Below are 19,236 nucleotides of genomic sequence, written 5' to 3'. Positions count from 1 at the left end.
CGAATCGATGGAACCGATCGGGCACCGAGCGCGTCCAACTATATGAACGAGGCCAAACCGACCCGCGACGTTGGCCGTGAGCAGGGAGTAAAGCAATGACGACTACCAACTTCAGTGCCGAAATCGACGGTCTCGATTCAGAGGTCGCCCGGTTCGTCCAGCGCCACGATCAGATCGCTGCCGCGATCAAGGGGCTCAAAGACAACGAAGACCGCATCACCAACGGGTCCAACTGGCAGGGTGCTGCCCGCAACGCGTTCAACCAGTTCATGGAGCGGTACTACTTCCAGGCTGACAAGATGAACGATCAGCTCATGCAGACGTCCGAGAACCTGCGGAAGATGAGCGGGACTCTGACCGACCACGACGCGGCCTTCTCAGGGCAGGTTAACGCGCAGCTCTCCAGCCTGGATCTTCCCGCAGTCTAAATCTCTATCTCACGAACTCCGAGAGGATAAAATCCCATGTCCAGTGTGATTTCTGCCAATTTCGACGGTGTCGCCGAGAACGCCAAGAAGCTCGTTGCCGACGCGGAGGCTCTTGCCAATGACCTCCAGGACTTCCACAAGCAGGTTGATGCGTTCTTCCAGGCTCAGGGCGGTCAGGCCAAGGAAGCCGTCATCGCGTACCAGGCCACATGGAACCAGCACGTCCAACAGCTGAACGAGACCCTTCAGGGCGCCGGTCGTCTGGTGGACTCGGGCAACTCCGAACTCCAGGACAAGGACAAGGCTCTCGCTGGTCTGTTCTGATCCGAATAGTTCGCGCCCCTGCACATCTGTGCAGGGGCGCGAACTATTTGTGGCAGCTGCTCGACGCTTCTACTGGCTGGTTGCCAACACCGCGTACTGGGCTGCAGCGCGCTGATGGGCATCGGGAAGGGCTGGCTCTGGACGTGCGCGACGTAGCGGCGGTACTGGACGGCGCAGGAGAAAAAACGCCGGTTGGTGCGGTCATGCCGCCTGCGGCGCGGTGAGAACGCCGGCAACAACGGCTCGACCAGCTCCCACAGCTCATCAGGCACCAACCGCAACGATAGTTTGTCGGTCACGACCGAACATCATGCACCACACCAGATCCGGTCAGATCGCGACTACCTGCCTACGACGACTGTGAGTTTGATGCTTTTGATTCCCTGGATCAGTTGCGAAGTACTACTGGATCTGGCTATTCGCCAATAGTGCATACTGCGCGGCCGCCCGCTGATGCGCGTCCTGGATCTGGTCGGCCTCGACCACGGCAACGTAGCGTCGATAGCTCACGGCACACTGGAAACGTTTGCGCTCTCCGGTATCAACGAACCTGTCCTTCAGGCGAGGGTCAGTGTTCTCGGCACATTTAGTGTCCGGCAACTTGGGTGGCGAATCGGCGGCCGATGAAGATGGGACGAGAAGGTCGATCACTTTGTTTCGCAGGGTTTCCGCTGATTCTTCGTCATGTGTTCTTATGAGTTCGGTACCCCATGATCGCGTGAACCGGTCGGCGCCAGTCTCCGAATATAGTGCATCATTCAGGTGCTGTTTGCGATTCGCCTGGTAGTAGCCGATTCTATCGAGGGTGAAATATTCAACCCCGCCCACACCTGGCATCGCTTTGGGGTTCAACGCTCTGCGAAGCATCCCATCGGGGTCTGGCGGAAGTTTGAGCATTTCGGCTGGCGAAAGGGAAGGAAGCTTGTCTAGCAATGATATTTGGGTACGATAAGTCTTCTCTGCCAGTGTGGTTAATTGGGTGACATCGTCGTCGCGGACGCCGACGTGTAGGTAGATAACATAGCGCCCGTGAGCAAGAGTCGATCCAAGTGTCGGAATTCCTGGTCGCCGATGGCTGCTGGCTGTTGGGTAATTCGGCAGAGAGACCGGCTGGTTTTCGTTGGCAGCAACTGTGAAGTCGGCGTTCGATATATCCTTTGCGACGCGGATGGCAGTTTCGTCATCGGTGAACTGCAGCACCGTGATACCGGTGAATTTTGGCGTCATGCGTTTGCGTTGGAGTTCGGCTAGTGCATCGTCACCCGCAGTGTTGGATAAGATGGCAAATTCTTGTTTGTCGGTGCTCCCACTTGCCCAACCGTAAAGCATGTTATTTTCCTGGAGGACTCCTCGTGTCGCCTTGCTTAAATATGAAGCTGCGGTGCCAGCTGACGTCAGGGCGTTACCCGCTCCATATTTGAGTTCGGGATCAATATCTGTACCGAGCGCAATATTGCCTGCAAGCCGGTTTGCCGCAAGAATCTCTGAACTACTCATACTAGGGCTATATTCGTAAATCGTATCTATTGGCTCAACCGGATACTTTGCAACGTCGAGAGTTCGAACGTCGATCTCTCCTGCGGTACCTGCGCCTGTGACTATTGATTCGCACCCGGAGGCAACGATTGCAATGATTGCCATCGCACAAGTCCGCGCGATTCTGGAATGCATCAAGTTCCTCTGCTTCGGGGAGTTGGACATCATTTGCCGCTCGCCAGAAGTGCGTACTGGGCAGAGATCCGCTGGTAGGCGTCGGAGAGTTGGTTGGCGGAGATGTCTGCTGCATACCGGTCAAAGTTGACGCTGCAGTAGTAGCGCATCTTGCTCTTTGTTGTTGGGTTCTTCAACTCATAGCATCTTGCGACTGGTAATCCGGCTGGTGGCGCGACTTTGCGATAGTACTTGGTGAATAAGGAATGTTGGTTCGTGAGCGTGGTTGCTGCTGCCGGATCCTTAGCGCGGTAGAGGTAGCCACCGTTGAATGCAACGCGGTCAACTCCCGCGGTTTCGAACAAGGTGCGATCTAGATCTGGCCGCCGTGATATGTGTAATCCGCCATGACGATCGTAGACTCCCGGAGTTGTGAGTCCGGGAGTCTGATCGTCGATGGCTTGGACGGTACGAGCCAACATGCCGTCCCAGTCGGGCGACGAAGAGTCCCGCTCTGGTGCCGAGGCAGGGTCAAACCTGGAGATCTTATCGGGAATCGCGGCCAGGCTCTTGGTTACAAGGTCCATCATGCCCGGGGGGTTTGTTATTGACAGCTCGCCGCTCAGGTGGTCCCAAACCAGCGTGAAGATAACGAATTTGCCCGTGGCATACCACGACCACATCGTTGGTTGGCCTGATTTCCAATACGCGCGTGCATTGGGGAACTGTGGAACAGTTAAGGTTTCCTTCCCAGGATCAGCTGCGAGTTCTGAATCGACAATTGCGTTCATCGCGGTGGACGCTGCTGTTTCGCTATCGAATATCAGTGTGCGATTTTCTAGTGACATCGAAAGATTTCGATGAGCGTCGGAGTTTGCTGCGCTAGTGAATCCTGAAATGAATCCCGCCAGGGAGTTCTTATGTGGTTCTAGGTCGGATCCCACCCAGCTGCCCATTGTCTCGTAATCTATGGTTGTAAATACCCTCTGTCGAATACTGGAAGCGTATTCTAGCCGGGGATCGATTTCCATCGGTAATGGAATGTAATTTGCAAGCCTTTGGGCCTGGACTGCACGTCCATGCGCTTCGTTAGTGGGCTTTTCGATCGACTGAGGTACCGCAGCATAATTGCCCAGATCCAGTTTGCTGAGATCTATCTGAGGATCGGACGAAATCTGAGCCGATGGCTTGGGGTCGCTGCCGCAGGCTGCTATGAGCAGCATGCCGATAGCTATGGCTGTGACTGCGATGCCCCGCGCGGGAACTTCGGTGAGGCGTGGCAGCTTTTGGTGTAGTTTCAAAACATCCCCCTTTTGCATTGCAATGCTATTTTATTTTGGACTTCAGGATCGGAACCATCTGGTCAACCAGGATGCGTTCGGAGTCTGCGGACCAATTTCTCATCGCGGAGACCGTTGCCGGCACATCGATTGGAATTACCGTAGCTCGGGAGCTTGTGATCTGATATGGAAGCCCGAGCAGGCCGCCGCCGCCAGCTTTTTCGTCGCTACGTATGACAATGATGTAGCCGTCATCGGGAGACTTCATGGAGCCGTAGATGTCGGTAAATGCCTTGGGAGATGGCTCTCCCTCGGTATTCGTATATTCGAAGTTGTATACGAATCCCAGTTTTTCGATGAACTGTGTTTGCGGTGAACCAGTCAAATAGACGCCGAAGCCCTTCGCCTGGGTGACATCGATGATCGTGACGGTCTTCCCCAGGAACGCAGGGTTGTCCTTACGCGCTTGCTCGAGCGGGGTCAGCGTTGCAGCCCCGGCCACGGAAGAGGTTCCGGGACCTGACGAACTGGTGCTGGGAGTGTCGTCGCCGGACAGCGCGAACACGCCGATACCGGCAGTCAGAGCGATTGCGACCACCGCCGCACTGCCTATCAATACCGCACGCTTGGACTTGCGGGCCGCGCTCGGAGTGGAAGCTGTGAGACCCGGCAACGACGCTGCCGCCCGCGGATCGGTGTGCTCGCGGGGCGGCATCACCTGGATCGGATACGTGGGCGAGGTGTTGTGCCCAGTCGGGTTGAAACCGGGGGTGAGCGCGTTCGCGGCCGCGTCGGTGAACTCGCGGCAGGTGGCGAAGCGTTCGGCGGGGTTTTTGGCCATCGCGCGGGCGAAGATGTGGTCGATGGCGTGGGGTAGGCCGGGGCGGATTCGGGTTGCCTGGGGTGGGGGCTCGTGGAGGTGGCCCATCATGACCATGGCGGGTTGTGCTGCGGGGTAAGGGTTTTGGCCGGTCAGGAGTTTGTAGAAGGCGCAGGCGAGGCTGTAGATGTCGGCGCGGTGGTCGAGGGTGGCACCGCTGAGTTGTTCTGGTGGTGCGTAGGCGATCGTGGCCAGGAAGCTGCCGGTTTGGGTGAGTTCGGTGGCGTCGTCGGTGGACTTCGCGACACCGAAGTCGGTGAGGAATATGCGTTCTTCGTCATCATCGGTGGAGGTGGACAGGAGGAAGTTGGCCGGCTTGACGTCACGGTGGAGGAGACCACGACGGTGCGCGTAGTCCAGACCCTTGCCGACTTCGGTTGTGATCCGCAGGGCGCGCAGAGGCGTCATCGCGTGCGGATCACGAGCCAGTTCCGCTGCTGCGTCCGTGCCTTCGACGTACTGCATGGCGATCCACAGTTGGTTGTGTTCGTCGCCGCGGTTATACACCGACACGATGTTCGGGTGGTCAAGGCCCGCGGCCAAGTTTGCTTCACGTTCGAAACGGGCTCGGAACTCCGGGTCGCGACTCAGTTCGGCGCTGAGCACTTTCAGCGCGTCCATGCGAGGCAGACTTGGGTGTTTGCCGAGGTAGACAGTGCCCATGCCGCCCGCGCCGAGGACCCGCTGGATGCGATACCCACCCACGAGGGTTCCGGGATTCAACGCCATGTTCCACTAACTCCTGATTCGACATAGAACGGAGCCGCCTTGCGCAGGGTCCGCACGTACTGCAGCGATTCCACCGGTCAGCCTAGGTCACCGTCTTGGCGATGGTAGGAACGAGTGTCTTCACCAGGCGGTCCGGCGACTGATCGGTCCAGACCTGGAATGGCTGTATAGCATTGAGGTCATCGATAACGACGAGGTTCGCGGAGCCGTACATCAACCCGGACGGGAGACCGCGGAGTCCTCCGTTGCCTGCCTGGATGTCGGTCCGCAGGACCATGATGATGTCGGAATCGAAATCCGTCGATGACGAGTTGAGCGAGATCGAGCGCGGGGCTGTTTCGTCGCCCGCGGTTTTGTACTTCGACGTGTATCGGAACCCGATGTCCTGCAAAAACTTAGCTTGCGGTCCGCCGTTTAGGTAGACCGCCAATGAAGACCCGGTGTAGTTGACCGCCGTGATGGACTTGTTGTCGAACTGGGGATGCTTCGCCCGGATGTCAGCGAGCATGCTTTGAGTCGACGCGGCGGGATCGTTGGACTGTCTGGTGAGGAAATATGTTGCCGAGCCGACTGCGACGGCGAGGACAACGGCGAGGATCGTCGGCACGAGGATGCGTCGGCGTTTAGGTCGAGTGCCGCCGCTCCCTCGGCGCAGGGTGTCGACAAGATTCTGTTCGGCGGACTCTCCTGACGGAGTGAATCCCGATGTTGGCACGTAGCTTCCGTGGACATCGGTTCGGGCGGTCTGAGGTGAGTGGCCGGTCTGATACGTGGCATGGTTCGGTTCCGTCGAATGGGGCCCTGGCGCCTGGTTGGGCGGCCCGAACAGGGCGGCCTCGGCATCACGGGTGAATTCTCTGCAGGTGTTGTATCGATCAGCCGGATCTTTCGCCATCGCTCGGGCGATGACGCGATCGAGCGCGGGTGGCAGATCGGGACGAACAGCTGTCACCCGAGGCGGCGGCTCGTGGAGATGGCCCATCATGACCAGCGCTGGCACTGTTGCAGGATAGGGGTTTTGCCCCGTGACGAGTTTGAAGAACGCACAGCCGAGGCTGTATATATCGGCTCGGTGGTCGAGTTTGCTCGCGACCAACTGCTCAGGCGGTGCGTAGGCGACCGTGGCCATGAAACTGCCGGTCGCTGTGAGGTCTTGGCTATCCTCCGCGGACTTGGCGACACCGAAGTCGGTGAGGAGTACGCGCTCATCCTCGGCGTGATCTTCGGGTTTCGCGAGCAGGAAATTGGCGGGCTTCACGTCACGGTGCAGCAGTCCGCGACGGTGCGCGTGATCAAGGCCCTTGCCTACCTCTGACACGATCCTCAGTGCGCGCGCAGGCGTCATCACCGAGGGTCCCTTCTTCGCCTCATCACTCGCGTCGATGCCATCGACGTACTGCATGGCGATCCAGAGTTGGCCGTCCTCCTCGCCACGGTTGTATACCGCGACGATGTTCGGGTGATCCAGACCTGCGGCGAGGTTGGCTTCACGCTCGAACCGGGCACGGAACTCGGCGTCGGTGGACAGATCGGCACTGAGCACCTTCAACGCGTCGGTTCGGGGCAGGATCGGGTTCTGGGCCAGGTAGACCGTGCCCATGCCTCCGCTGCCGAGAATGTTGAGCACTCGGTATCCACCGACAATTGCGCCGGGCCGCAACGCCATTCGGTCCTCCTCCTCGTTGTCGAACGCCCGGACAACGAGCCTTCGGACGAAATCTAGCAAGCGTGCGACTGATCTTGCTTACTTGCCGGTGAGCATTGCGTACTGGGCGTTGACCTGTTGATAGAGGTCCTGAACCTGAGTGCTTTCGACTTCGACGTAGTATCGATCGGTCTGGAACCCGCAGTAGTTGGCGGTGGCGCCTACCTCCTTGCCGTCGACTGTCGCGGCGATCGCGTAGCAGGCGACGTTCTGGCCGAGGCCAGGCGGCGCTGGGATCGGTTTGAAAATACGATTCGATGTCGCCATCGACGCAGCTGCGTTCGCCTGATCCGCGAAGTGACGTTCAGCCGCCTCTTGTGTGCGACTACGGAAGATTACGGACTCGCCGAAGGAGATGAGGTCGATCGCGAACTCGTCCAATCGCGTGAACGTCGCGGGGCCTGCGTTGACCAGCAACGAGAACACCCCACGCCCGGTGAATACGCCATCAGGTTGTGCCCGCGTCGGGTTGTCAGGGCTGCTCGGCAGCGTACGGCCGAGCAATCCGTCGACGTCGAGTGCTACATGGGGCAGGTCCGGCGTCGGGGTCGGCGTGAACTTATCCAACAGCGGCAACTGGACTTCGAGCATGCGCTCTACCTGGCCGGTGAGCGAAGGTAGATCGGCTGGGTGGGTCTCGTCGTCGAGCTTGATGAAGACGACATACCGATCGTGGACTGTCCAAGACCCGATGGATGAGATTCCAGGTCGCCAATGCGCCGTGGTCCCTGGGTATTTCGTGATCTGTACCGGCTCGTTGTCGGAGTTGTAGGTGAAGTCGTCGTGCTCGAGTGTTGGGCCGACCACCGCTGCGGTTGCGGCATCCGGGAACATCAATACCGCGAGGCTTACACGGTGGCCCTTGTCCAACGCGCTGTCACCCGTCGACCACGAGTTGACCCATCCCGCAGTCAGATCCTTGGCGACATCGTCGAAGGTGTCGTTGACGATCATCTTGCTGAGGCCCTTGCGATTCAGCACGATCGGGGAAGGGAAGAACCCTGTCACCATGGTGTAAGTAGGGTCGGCTTCGAAGGGGAGAACGACGTAGTCGCCGAGTCGCTGGGACTCCCGAGCGCGAGCTTGCTTGTTGCTCTTGGCATTACCGATGGTCCCCGGTGTCGATGGATAGTTCCCGACGTCCAAGGTGGTTTTGGCTGTGGCCTGTTGCGCGTCACCGGAAACTGTCGAACCGCAGCCGACGGACGCGGCTGTCAGCAGACATACCGTGAGTATTGCCGTCACGACGCGACGGTTCTTGTCACCGCCGAAGACAGTCATTGAGATCTCTCGATTCTGAGGGGGAGGAACACGCCGTAGTCAGCGGTCGACCGCGAGCATCTTGTATTGGGCGGAAGTCCGCTGCCGGACATCCTGAACATTCGAGCCGGTGACGCGCGCGAGGTACCGGTCATAGGCGACGTAGCAGATCGGCCCGTAGCCGGACGTCCGCGCCGTGTCGTCCTTCCTGTCGTAGCAGGCGGCCTGCGGAAGGTTTCGGGGGCTGTCGACTGGTTTCAGAAACTCGAGATGCGGTGCTATCAGCGCTGCTTGGAGACGCTCTGTCGCCTTGGCGTCTTCAGCTCGGTAGACACGGAAATAATAGGAATCGCTCGAGACCAGGTCGACTCCGGCGTCGATGAACGCGGGTTTGGTGGTTCCTGGTGTGGGGTCGTAGACCAGTGCGGCCTGGGCAGGCTCTACGGCGCCAATGGGTACCTTGCCGACCCACTGGTCCTCGTTGCTGGGCAGGGTCCTGCTCAGCATTCCGTCGATATCGATCGGCAGCGCGGCGATCTTGTCGACCGGGGTAGGAACATACCCCTGCAGCATCTCGATGATCTTGGAGTACGCGTTGGTGGTGAATTCGATCCCCGCGGCGGGGTCCGCAGGTTCGGTCATCGGGTCGTCCAGGCGCACGCCGAAGACCATGGTGTCCTGCGCCATCCACGAATCGAGGGCAGTGCCGGCCCAATTGCTGCGGGCATTCGCAAACCCTGGGATACCCACAGCGCGGCCGGCACCACGTTTCTGTTGCATCTCGGGGATACGCTGCGCTGCGGTCGCGGCCTCGGCTGCAGTTCCGAATCGATAGACGTAAATCCAGGCTTGGCGGCCGAGAAACGCTTGGTCGCGACGTTCACCACTGGTTTCCCATCCGACGATGAGCCCCGTTGTCACTTCCGGGAACACCTCGTCGTCGATCCTGGTCATCGCTCCAGGAATCCTCGACGTCATGCGGACGGCTGGGCTGCGCAGGCGCTGGAACCCGTAACTGCGGTCGACATCGTAGGGAAGCGGGACCGCCGCGCCGAGACGGATGGCTTCGATCGCCTGGCCGGTGTCGTCAGCTTTGGAGGTATTCGGGTCGCGGGGCGTCGACTGGTAGTTGCCGGTATCGAGTTGGCTCAGATCTACTGTGGGCGTAGTGGGCTGGCTGTCATTTCCGCATCCGGCGGCTATCGCGACAATCGCCATCAGGCTGACGCAGCGTCTCACATCAAATCTCACGGTTCGTCTCACTCGCTCTTCGCCAGGACCACGTACTGGGCTGCCGCCCGCTCGTACAGCCCGGGGTTGGCCATTCCACCCAGCTTGGTCTTGGCAACCACGACGCCGACGTATCGGCCTCGCACCACGGCGCACAGCAGGTCATAGTGGCGCAGCGGATCTCCTTCGTACAGTTGGATACATCGAGCATCCAAGAGACCGGGGGGAGGGGCGATCTCTTCATCGTTCTTGCCGAGCGTCACCAACGCGGATTGCAGATGAAATGAGGCAGCGAGGTCTCTTGTGCGGTAAACGATTCCGACACGTCTACCGATCAGGTCGACTCCGCTGTCGGCGAAGGCTTGCTTCATCACCGCCGGATTCCGTTCGTAATGCAGCTGTCCCGACGGCTGGTAGGCGTAGAAGTCGAGGTCAGACGAGAACGGATCGCTATAGTCCGAGGCCTCGGGGAGAGCTCGCCGCATGATGCCGTCGGGATCGAATGGGATATCGAGGACATCCTCGAATGGGGTCGGTGTCAACTTCTCCAGTTCGGCGAGTTGGAGGTCGAGCGTCTTCTTGATGTTTGTCTTGACCTTGGTCTCGTCAGGTTGGGGTACACCGTAATTGGCGATAACCAAGTAGCTTCCCCTGGTGACGTAGGCAACGCCGGCTGTCCAGTCCTTCGACGAGGCGCGCACATTCGGGTGTCCGTCGACAGTGAACACTTGAGATGGGTCCACCAGAGTGGCCTGGACCATCTGGTCGCCGGCACCGCGCGCGGCCTGTTCGGTGGGGAATCGAAGCACCGAAATGATCAGCTTCTCGAGACTGCGCGTATTGCCGTTGGTTCGCACGACGTAGACGCCCGCGACCAGCTTGTTATCGAACATTGCAGGTCTGTACTTCTCCGGTAGTACCGGTGAACGAAACGGGTCTTCCGGGACAGTGAAGGTCTCGACAGCGGTCAACTCGCTGATCGCGGGATCGACATCGGTGGACGGAATGATGTAGTTCAGCATTCGCTTCGACTCGTGTCGGCGAACGTCTTTGACCTCCGACGAATCCGGAAGACCGTACGGGGTGGGCTCGGGCGAGTAGTTGCCCAGCCTCAGCCTCGAGATGTCGACGGGAGCCGTGCCCGGTGTAGCCGTACCGGGCACGGTGGTCGCACAGCCGACTGCTGTGACAGCAGTGACTGTGGCCAGCATGAGCAGCCGTGTTCGCAACTTCACCGGATCCCCCCGATTCTTCGTACCGTGGCGACGTCGACTCGCGACAGTGTGGTCGGGTCGGCCGCCTCGGGCTTTGTGCTCGGCGAGAATACTACTCGATCGTGACACCGACGCTCTGTGCGAAGGAGCACGACCGTCGTCAGTCAACTCGGTGTGAGCGCGCCGGTGGGCTAGCGGCTGTTGGCGAATAGTGCATATTGCGCGGCCGCACGTTGATGGGCATCCAAAAGCTGGTTGCCACTTACTATTCCGACGTATTCGTTGTAGGCGAGGATGCAGCTGAAGCGTTTCGAGGCGCCCGGGCGTTTGTTCTCCACGCAGGCGGAATCGGGGAGGTTGGGTGGGCTCGCGGCTTCGGCTTCTACCTGCCAGGGGAACATCTTCTCGGTGACCGCGCGGCGGGCGGTCTGCGCGTCGGGGGTGCGGATGCCGATCGAGCCCCAGGACAGGGCCACCTGCTGAGCGCTCATCTTCGTGAGCTGCTCGTCGATGTAGTGGCGGTCGGTGGGGAGCTGGTCGCCGGCGTAGTGCAGGATGCCGTGCTTGCCGGTGACCACGTAGTAGCCGTCGCCGGATGGGCTGGGCAGCTGCTCTGGATTGAGGGTGCGCATCAGGAGGTGGTCGGGATCCCAGGGCAGGGTCATGACCTGTTCGTCGGTCAGCGGTGTGGTTTTGGCGAGTGCCGCGATCTGCTCGGTGTAGGCATTCGAGGCCAGGGCGGTGAGCGCCTGCTGGTCGGGGGTGGCCACCGACAGCAGGAAGGCGATCACATAGGGGCCGTGTGGGAGCACGGTGCGCAGGAAAGGTGAGTCGGGACGCCAATGTGACAGGGCCGCAGGGTGTCCGGGGACGGCCACCGGCTGGTTGCGACCTTCCTGCATGCCGAAATCGGTGTCGTAGAACTCTTTCGCCGCGGCGGCCGCTCGGTCGGTGTCGGGGAATTGGAGGACCATCGTGGTGGCGGTGACCCTGTTGTCGGCCTTCTTGGTCGGCCAGCCGCCGTAGGTCTCGACGCGGGAATCCTTGGCCGCGCCACTGGATTCGAAGCCGTACAGCATCTTGTGCTTCTTCGCGACGACCGACATCGCGGTCTCGTCGCCGAGGGCCGACGGCATCACGCCCCCGGAGACGGTGCGGGCGCGTTTGCCGTAGACCATCTGGGCGTCGATGTCGCGGGAGTTGATCACATAGTCGGCGATCCGCATCGCCGCCACCTCGTACATCGCGTAGAAGGCGGGGACGGGGTCGTCGTCGTGGGCGTTGATCGGCTCGGTGGGGTAGGAGCCGACGTCGAGGGTCCGGACATCCATCTCGCCGGGCAATGCCTGACCGGACAGGGTGGAACCGCAAGCGGTCAGGACCGTGGTCAGCACGGCGATCAAGGCGTATCGAATTCTCATTTCGCGTTCACCAACAATGCGTACTGGGCCGAGATCCGCTGCTGGGCGTCGAGGAGCTGGTTCGACCAGACGTAGGCGGCGTAGCGGTCGTAGGACACCGCGCAATAGAAGCGGATCGCGATCCGCTGTTTCCTGCCGATGTATTCCTTGCACTGGGCGCTCGGCAGGTTCTTCGGTGACGCGGAGGCGGTGAATTTGCGGGTGACGCCGCCGAGTTCGTCACGGACACCCTGGGCGCCGGCGATGTCGCGGGCACGGTAGACCTCGGCGCCGTCGTTGGCGTAGAGGTCGATGCCGTAGTCGTCGATCATCTTCGCCGCGCTCACCGGGTCGGAGAGGAAATGGCGGGCGGTGCGGCCCGCGTAGACACCCGGCGGGTTGATCCAGGAATCCTCGCGGGGGCGGGGTGCGGTGCGGCCGAGCATGCCGTCGCGGTCGCGCTGCAAGGTCATCAGGTCGCCGGTGGTTGGGGTGAACTTCGCGACCGAGGGGACGATCGTGTCCAGGCTCTTGCGGGTGAGATCGAGCAGGGCCTGCTTGTCGACCTTCTCCAGCCAGATCTTCAGGTAGTCGTAGAACCAGGTGTAGATCACCAGATGACCGGTGGCGAACCAGGATCCGATCGACTGCTGGTCGGGCTGCCAGTGCGCGATCGCCGCGGGGTAACCGGGGATCTCGATGCGCTGATTGTTCGGGGCGTAGCCGAAGTCGAGCTTCTCCAGCTCGGCGGCGGCGGTGGTGGCCTTCTGCGCGTCGGGGAAGATCATGACCGCGTTCACCATGTCGAGGCCCATATTGTTGGGCTCGGTCTCCGCCGAGCTCACGAATCCGCCGATGAAATCGGGGGCGACCTCGGCGAAGCGGTCGACGGCCATGATCTTGCCGAGCGCGGCTTCGGCGTCGAGGAAGACCGACGCGATCGACGGATTGGTGTGAACGAACCGGGGATCGATATCGGCGGGCGTCGGCACGAAGTCGCCGAGGCGTTCGGCCTCGATGAAGCGGCCCTGGTCGAGGTTCGCGACCGTGCCGATCTGGCGGGGCTGGGTCGGATAGTTGCCGACATCGAGGGTGGCGAGGTCCACGGGGGCGTCGGTGACGGTGATCTCGTCGGGACCACCGCAGGCCGTGACGACAGTGGTCAACAGTGCGGTCGCCAGGACGCAGACGACTTTCGTGGCTCGCAACGCGATCATTCCTCCCCGAAACGATTGTCGGCGGAATCCTACTTCACCGCTTTCGAGGAGTAGGGCCGAGCGAACTCACAAGGTGGCCTGCTGGGTTCGATGCTGTAGGCCAATATGTGTTGTTCTATGTTCTTCTATGTAAAAATGACGACATGAAATTGCGGGTATGGGCGGAGGTGCAAGGCATCTCCTATCGGACAGCGTTGAACTGGTTCCACGCTGGCACGTTGCCGGTCCCTGCCCGTCAACTGCCGACCGGGACGATCCTGGTCGAGCCGCCGCAAGCCTCGACCGGGCTGACGGTCGCGTACTGCCGAGTGTCGAGCAGTGACCAGGCCGAAGACCTCGAACGACAGGTCGGCCGGGTGGCGGTCGAGTGTTCGCAGCGAGGGCTCGTCCTGGATCGTGTTGTCTCCGAAGTCGGTTCGGGACTGAACGGGCATCGCACCATGCTGGCGAAGGTGCTGGCCGACCCGACCGTCGGAACGATCGTGGTCGAGCACCGCGAACGGCTCGCACGATTCGGGGTCGAGTACGTCGAGCAAGCCCTGGCTGCGTCCGGGCGCACTCTCGTCGTCCTCGACGAGGCCGAGCTGCCCGACGACCTGGTACAGGACATGGTTGACGTGCTCACGTCCATGTGCGGCCGGCTATATGGCCGCAGGTCCGCCCGACGCCGAGCCGAGGCGGCGATCGCCGCGATCGAAGCCCACCGGGATACTGAGTGATCCGGGCGTATCTGTTCGCGCTGGACCCCACGGCCGAGCAGCAACATCAGTTTCGTTCGCACTGCGGGGCACAGCGGTACACCTATAACTGGGCGCTCGCGCAGGTGAAAGCGAACTGGAACCAGCGCAAGGCCGAGGAGTCCTACGGGATCGCCGACGCGGACCGCACGCCGTGGATCAACACCTCCGCGTACAGCCTGCGCAAAGCCTGGAACCAGGCGAAGGGCGAGGTTGCGCCGTGGTGGGTGGAGAACAGCAAGGAGGCCTACGCCTCCGGCTGCGCGAACCTGTCGACCGCGCTCGGCAACCGCCGCGACGGTCGCGCTCGGATGCCGCGGTTCAAGTCGAAACACGCCCGCCAGTCGTGCCGGTTCACCACCGGAGCGTTCGGGATCGGCCGCGACCGTCGACATGTGAAGCTGCCGCGGATCGGTGAGGTCCGCACGCACGAGTCGACCCGCAAGCTCTCCCGCAAGATCGAGACCGGTACCGCCCGGATCATGTCGGCGACTCTCTCGCACCAGCGAGGCCGCTGGCACATCTCATTTTCGGTCGAACTGCCCGACACCGATGCCGCCCCGCGTGGCGGGCAACGGGTGGTTGGTGTCGACCTCGGCATCTCGGCGCTCGCAACCTTGTCGACCGGCGAGAATCTCGCCAACCCTCGCCACCTCGACAAGGCGCAGCAGGAGCTGCGGCGGGCGCAGCGAGTCACGGCCCGCCGGCAGGGGCCGGACAGGCGCACAGGGCAAACACAGTCGAATCGCTGGCGCAAGGCACAGGCGCGGGTCACCCGGCTGCACGCCCGTGTCGGGAACCAACGTCGGGACAGCCTGCACAAGATCACCACGCGACTGGTGCGCGAGTTCGATGTCATCGGAATCGAGGACTTGCACGTCGCTGGCATGGTGCGTAACCGTCGTCTCGCACGGCACATTACGGACGCCGGGTGGGCCGAGTTCCGGCGCCAACTGTCCTACAAGGCGGATGCTGCGGGTGTCGGTGTTGTCGTCGCGGACCGATGGTTCGCTTCCAGCAAGACCTGTTCCGGGTGTGGCACAGCGAAAGCCAAGCTGGCTCTCTCGGAACGGATGTACGCCTGCACGGCGTGTGGCCTGGTGCTCGACCGGGACCACAACGCCGCGCAGAACCTCGCCGCCCTCGCTGGCGGAACCCCCGGAGAGTTGCTTCGGGAGCAGCCCGCTGGAACTCATGTCAGACCTGGCTCCGCGCCGGGCAGTGAGACTGCCACGGGAAGGCCGCGAAGCGGCCAAGGCCATGTTCGCAAGAACATGGATCACGAGACAGAATTACTCGTTTCGTGAACGGCGTACTGGGCGGTGATCTTCTTCTTCTTTTGCTGTCGTTGTCGTTGTCGTTGAGTTTCAGGCAGGTCGCGGTCGGAATGTCGGCGGGGGCGGTGATCGGGTCGTAATGGCCCGCCGAATCGATGAGCCCCCGCACGAGGGATTGGCCGGGCGGACTGGTCGCGTACCAGGGTGACGGCGCCGCCGTCGACGACCGCGTGGGCCTCGACTCCTGTTGCGTGGACCAGATTTTGGCGGGCGGTGAGGTCGGCTGCCCTGTTGACGAGGTGTTGTGAGGGGTAGGAGGCGAAGGAGTTAGGCGTCGAGGTATTTGGCGGAGGCGAGTTTGCGATTGTCGGGGGAGACGGCCAGGTCGACGTCCTCGAGTTCGCGCGCGGCGAGCGTCGCGGCGGCCGCGGTGGGGAACCGGAACAGGGCGGTGGTCAGGGCGGTGGCTTCGGGGCCGGGGCGGGATTCGCCGTCGGGATCGGCCTGGTCGGCGCCGAGCGCGACGTAGCCGGTGATGAATTTGCGGTTCTCCAGAACAGGTTTGGAGACATTGGCGACGAAATCCAGCGCGCGTTCGATATCGGGGATGACGACACCGCCGCGTCCGTGCGACAGCGAAGGATCGATCCGCACCGCGGACACTACCGCCGCCGACATCCGCGCACCCTCGACGAGCGCGCCCTTGTTGCCCGCTGTGTCGGTGTAGGTGTGCCGGTCGGTGGCGAAGGTGCCGGTCTCCAGACCGCGCACATCGGGCTCACCGGCGACAGGCGTGCCGCTGACCGCGCAGCCGGTGAGGGTGATCAGGGCACCGCCCAAGGCGAGCGCGATGCGAATTTTGGTCGAATCGATCATCACATGCCCCTTGATGTCCTCCCGCGATACGCGTTCCTCCGCCATCGCTGCGACCGTGCGCAAGAGAGGTGACGAACGCTTCGCGGCTGCGCCCACTAGGTATGAAGTTACCGGACCGAACCCGCCCAGGGGGACCTATGTGGGGTGCTTGCCATACTCTGGATGACATGGCGACCCCCCTGCTGTGCAGTTCCGGTAGAGGCCGATACCTGTGAGGGATCGGCAGGTCGAAGTGGTGCTCGGAAGTCACGCGGTCGCACGGGTCGCGGGCGCGGTGATCGTGGTCGCGCATCGCGGGCAGGGCAAGCTCACGCCCGGTGACACCGCGGCGATCGCGCTGGAATCGCTGGCGGAGCTGGTGCGTGACGCGCACGAGCAGGCACCGTCGGGGCCGGGTTCGGTGGTGGCGCGTGAGGCGACCCGCTGGCTCATGAAGTACGCCGAGCAGATCTCGCCGGGCGTGCCGATCGATTTCGGGGTGCTCTCGGCCGCGGACAACGGTGGCGTGGCGATCTTCCTGCACGGTTCGGTGACCGCGGTTCTCACCGATGATCGTGGCCCGGAGTACTACCGCGGTAGTGACGCGGCGTTCACCGTCGATCGGGTGGCCTCGGAGCCGGCGAAGGCGGTCGCGCTGTTCGTCGACGACGCCAAGGGGCGCATCCCGGAAGTACCGCCGGAGCGCGGAATCGGTTGGCTCGTCGAAGGAATCGCGCAGGCGGGCGGGGCCGTGATGTGGTCCAACGATGTGCGCAGCCGGGTGCGGACCGCGGATCCGGCGGGTCAGACCAGGAGGCCGCCACCGCCTACCGCGCGCATCGACCGGGAACCACGTGCGCCGCGACCGGATTCACGACCTTCCGAGCAGCCCGCGACGGGGATGCAACCGGCTACCTCGATGCTGGACGCTGTCACCGGCCACGCGCACGGCACCGTCGACACACCTGTCGTCGACCCGCACAACGCCGAAACCAGGCACTCCGGAACCAATCCGGCGCCCGAACCCGATCCCGACCTGCAGCGCAGACTCGAGGCCACGGCCAAGTCGACGGTGCTGGCGGTGAAGGTGATGGGATTCAAGTGCGCGCGTGCGCATCCCAGCGATCCCCGCTCGGCGTTCTGCACGGTGTGCGGCATGCCGGTCGACCAGACCCAGGCGCTCGCCGAGGTCGTCCGCCCGCCGCTCGGCATGCTCGTGCTCGACGACGGCATGACCTACCTGATGGCCGCCGACGCGGTGATCGGGCGTGACCCGGAGAACTCCGACGCGGCCCTGCGTGGACTCATCCCGCTGCGCATCGACGATACCTCCGGTGGCATGTCACGCGCGCATGCCGAAGTGCACCTGGTGAATTGGGATGTGCAGCTCATCGATCGCGGTTCCACCAACGGAACTCGCAGCAGGCACCCCGGCTACCGCGACTGGGTCCGGCTCACGCCGAATCAGCCGATGGTGCTCGTGCCCGGCACCGAGGTGATGATCGGCAACCGGGTGCTGCGCTACGAACCGGCCGCGCCGCCGCCGTTCGGCTAGGAATACCGTGACAGGCAGGTGGTTTCGCCGTTGAGGACGCCTGCGCGGAAGGCGTCGACGCGGGAGAATCCGCTGGGCACCGTGTTGCCTTCGGTGTCGCTGGCGGCCAGGCCGTCGGTGAGCAGGCCCGAGACCGCTTCGTCGAGGTCGCCCGCGGACAGCTGGATGTCGCCCTGGCTCACCGGACGGCCGGGCAGGGCGAGTCTTCCGGTGACGACCCCGGACAGGCAGGCCGCGCGCAGACCGGTCTTCGCGCCGGTCAGCTGCTGGCCGTGGCTACGCTGCACGGCCAGGGTGTAGCGGGAGATGAACACCACGTAGCCGTTGTAATCGCCGCTGACCTTCACCGGCAGCGGTCCGTCGTCGTCGGTATCGGTGGAGCCACGCTCGGCCAGCCCTGGCACGTCGGTGGCGATGGTGTTCTTGGCCGGGCAGTAGGTGACCGGATCGGTGATCGCGCCGTCCTTGCAGTCGATGCGCGAGCCCGCGTAGTCGTAGGTCGGCGCCTCTTTCACCGGCAGAATTGCCTGGAGCGCCTTGCTCAACTCGACGAGGTTTTCCTTCGAGACGGGATATTCACCGCGACCGCTGTCGTCGGCGAAACTCTGTGGGAGGTTGCCGCGGCGCGAGTCGATCTCGTCCTCGTCGATGCCCTTGCAGCCGCGCGGTCCGTCGGTGAACCCGATCTGCACGGCGGTGACCCGTTCGAAGGCCGAACCGTGCACGCTCTCCGGGTCGTCGGGATCGGAGTCGCGGATCGAAACAGTCGCGGCCAGTACGGAATTCAGCCCGTCGGAGGTGTTGATCGTGAAGTGCTTCGACTTGCCCTCGGCGACGTGACGCATGAACGCGCCGGCGAAGCAGTCGGCCTGCTGTTCCTTCACCAGGACCGGCGTCTTCTTGGTGACCATCTTGGCCATGGTCTGGATGGCGTGGCCGTACTCGTGGGCGAGCACCATCACCACCGACATCGTGCCGAAGGTCTCGCTCATGGTGGGCAGCAGCATCTCGCGGTCCCAGCCGATGGAGTTGTCGCTGCGGCAGTAGGCGGCATTGACCAGGTGGTAGGTGGTTTCGGAGCAGAATTCGACCGCCTGGTTGCGGGCGGCGCGCGCGTTCCAGGAGATCAGCTTCTCGACCGGGTCGAAGGTCTCGCCGGGGAATTCGGTGCCGAAGCCGGCCTGCCAGTAGGCCTGGATGTCGTCGATCGCGTTGAGCGCCAGCTTGTCCACGTCGCCGCCGTCACCATTTTCCGCGGTGAGGGCCGAATCGGCGATGCCGGTTCGCGGACCGTTCGGCCCACCGGTGGTCGGCAATCCCGCCACCTGGAACGGGTCGTCGTAGATGGAGACTCCGTGCCCGTCGACCGCCCGTGTGCAGCCGACACCCATCAGCGCGCATAGCACGACAGAAATCGCAACGAACACTTGGGCTTTCGGCATCAGTCCCCCTGGTCGGCCGGATACACGTGCAGGTCGATCGCCGGATCGGGCTC

At 62.5% G+C, this 19,236-nt stretch carries 16 protein-coding genes; 5 read left to right on the top strand and 11 right to left on the bottom strand.

All coding sequences use genetic code 11. The annotated features are described in order from the left end of the window. Positions 1 to 95 precede the first annotated feature (95 nt). Together ACFWPK_RS23235 and ACFWPK_RS23230 are read left to right on the top strand one after the other, a co-directional pair. Positions 96 to 428 carry a WXG100 family type VII secretion target gene (locus ACFWPK_RS23235; RefSeq protein WP_378919005.1) on the top strand — a complete coding sequence of 111 codons (333 nt, stop codon included), beginning with the start codon at positions 96 to 98 and terminating at the stop codon, positions 426 to 428. Between the two features lie 36 nt (positions 429 to 464). After that, positions 465 to 752, top strand: coding sequence for a WXG100 family type VII secretion target (locus ACFWPK_RS23230; RefSeq protein ID WP_378919003.1), 288 nt, complete (start codon positions 465 to 467; stop codon positions 750 to 752). A 402-nt stretch (positions 753 to 1,154) separates the two neighbouring features. Here ACFWPK_RS23230 and ACFWPK_RS23225 read toward each other — a convergent pair whose 3' ends face one another. The 9 genes from ACFWPK_RS23225 to ACFWPK_RS23185 all read right to left on the bottom strand — a co-directional run bounded on the left by ACFWPK_RS23225 (position 1,155) and on the right by ACFWPK_RS23185 (position 13,317). Beyond that, positions 1,155 to 2,249: a hypothetical protein gene (locus ACFWPK_RS23225; RefSeq protein WP_378919001.1), complete on the bottom strand. Its 1,095-nt coding sequence runs from the start codon at positions 2,247 to 2,249 to the stop codon at positions 1,155 to 1,157. 203 nt (positions 2,250 to 2,452) lie between these two features. Further along, positions 2,453 to 3,721: a hypothetical protein gene (locus ACFWPK_RS23220; protein WP_378918999.1), complete on the bottom strand. Its 1,269-nt coding sequence runs from the start codon at positions 3,719 to 3,721 to the stop codon at positions 2,453 to 2,455. A 7-nt stretch (positions 3,722 to 3,728) separates the two neighbouring features. Then, positions 3,729 to 5,291, bottom strand: coding sequence for a serine/threonine-protein kinase (locus ACFWPK_RS23215; RefSeq protein ID WP_378918997.1), 1,563 nt, complete (start codon positions 5,289 to 5,291; stop codon positions 3,729 to 3,731). Positions 5,292 to 5,373: 82 nt separating this feature from the next. Next, positions 5,374 to 6,957, bottom strand: a complete 1,584-nt coding sequence (locus ACFWPK_RS23210) for a serine/threonine-protein kinase (RefSeq protein WP_378918995.1) — start codon at positions 6,955 to 6,957, stop codon at positions 5,374 to 5,376. A gap of 78 nt (positions 6,958 to 7,035) precedes the next feature. Further along, positions 7,036 to 8,277, bottom strand: coding sequence for a hypothetical protein (locus tag ACFWPK_RS23205; protein WP_378918993.1), 1,242 nt, complete (start codon positions 8,275 to 8,277; stop codon positions 7,036 to 7,038). A gap of 39 nt (positions 8,278 to 8,316) precedes the next feature. Beyond that, positions 8,317 to 9,474, bottom strand: coding sequence for a hypothetical protein (locus ACFWPK_RS23200; RefSeq protein ID WP_378918991.1), 1,158 nt, complete (start codon positions 9,472 to 9,474; stop codon positions 8,317 to 8,319). Positions 9,475 to 9,515: 41 nt separating this feature from the next. After that, on the bottom strand, positions 9,516 to 10,508 hold the full coding sequence (locus tag ACFWPK_RS23195; RefSeq protein ID WP_378918989.1) for a hypothetical protein: 993 nt from the start codon (positions 10,506 to 10,508) through the stop codon (positions 9,516 to 9,518). Positions 10,509 to 10,891: 383 nt separating this feature from the next. After that, positions 10,892 to 12,121: a hypothetical protein gene (locus tag ACFWPK_RS23190; protein ID WP_378918987.1), complete on the bottom strand. Its 1,230-nt coding sequence runs from the start codon at positions 12,119 to 12,121 to the stop codon at positions 10,892 to 10,894. After that, complete coding sequence (locus ACFWPK_RS23185) at positions 12,118 to 13,317, bottom strand: hypothetical protein (RefSeq protein WP_378918985.1); 1,200 nt, start codon at positions 13,315 to 13,317, stop codon at positions 12,118 to 12,120. Before ACFWPK_RS23185 ends, ACFWPK_RS23190 begins: the two co-directional genes overlap by 4 nt. Positions 13,318 to 13,460: 143 nt before the next feature. Here ACFWPK_RS23185 and ACFWPK_RS23180 point away from each other — a divergent pair, with 143 nt between their 5' ends. Beyond that, a complete protein-coding gene (locus ACFWPK_RS23180) occupies positions 13,461 to 14,036 on the top strand; it encodes an IS607 family transposase (protein WP_378918983.1) in 576 nt (191 codons plus the stop codon). Next, positions 14,033 to 15,361, top strand: coding sequence for an IS607 family element RNA-guided endonuclease TnpB (gene tnpB, locus ACFWPK_RS23175; protein ID WP_378918981.1), 1,329 nt, complete (start codon positions 14,033 to 14,035; stop codon positions 15,359 to 15,361). The genes ACFWPK_RS23180 and tnpB overlap by 4 nt, the downstream gene beginning before the upstream one ends. A 297-nt stretch (positions 15,362 to 15,658) precedes the next feature. On the opposite strand, the gene ACFWPK_RS23170 is transcribed toward tnpB, so the two are convergent. After that, the gene (locus ACFWPK_RS23170; RefSeq protein WP_378918979.1) at positions 15,659 to 16,252 is read right to left on the bottom strand and encodes a hypothetical protein; all 594 of its coding nucleotides are present in this window, start codon (positions 16,250 to 16,252) and stop codon (positions 15,659 to 15,661) included. A 166-nt stretch (positions 16,253 to 16,418) separates the two neighbouring features. On the opposite strand from ACFWPK_RS23170, the gene ACFWPK_RS23165 reads away from it, so the two are divergent. Further along, positions 16,419 to 17,741 carry an FHA domain-containing protein gene (locus ACFWPK_RS23165; RefSeq protein WP_378918977.1) on the top strand — a complete coding sequence of 441 codons (1,323 nt, stop codon included), beginning with the start codon at positions 16,419 to 16,421 and terminating at the stop codon, positions 17,739 to 17,741. Here ACFWPK_RS23165 and ACFWPK_RS23160 read toward each other — a convergent pair. Then, the gene (locus tag ACFWPK_RS23160; RefSeq protein ID WP_378918975.1) at positions 17,738 to 19,183 is read right to left on the bottom strand and encodes a metallopeptidase; all 1,446 of its coding nucleotides are present in this window, start codon (positions 19,181 to 19,183) and stop codon (positions 17,738 to 17,740) included. The genes ACFWPK_RS23165 and ACFWPK_RS23160 overlap by 4 nt on opposite strands. Positions 19,184 to 19,236: the final 53 nt, after the last annotated feature.

Source organism: Nocardia sp. NPDC058519, assembly GCF_042719755.1.
GTDB lineage: Bacteria > Actinomycetota > Actinomycetes > Mycobacteriales > Mycobacteriaceae > Nocardia.
This window is presented reverse-complemented; position numbering and strand designations above follow the sequence as displayed.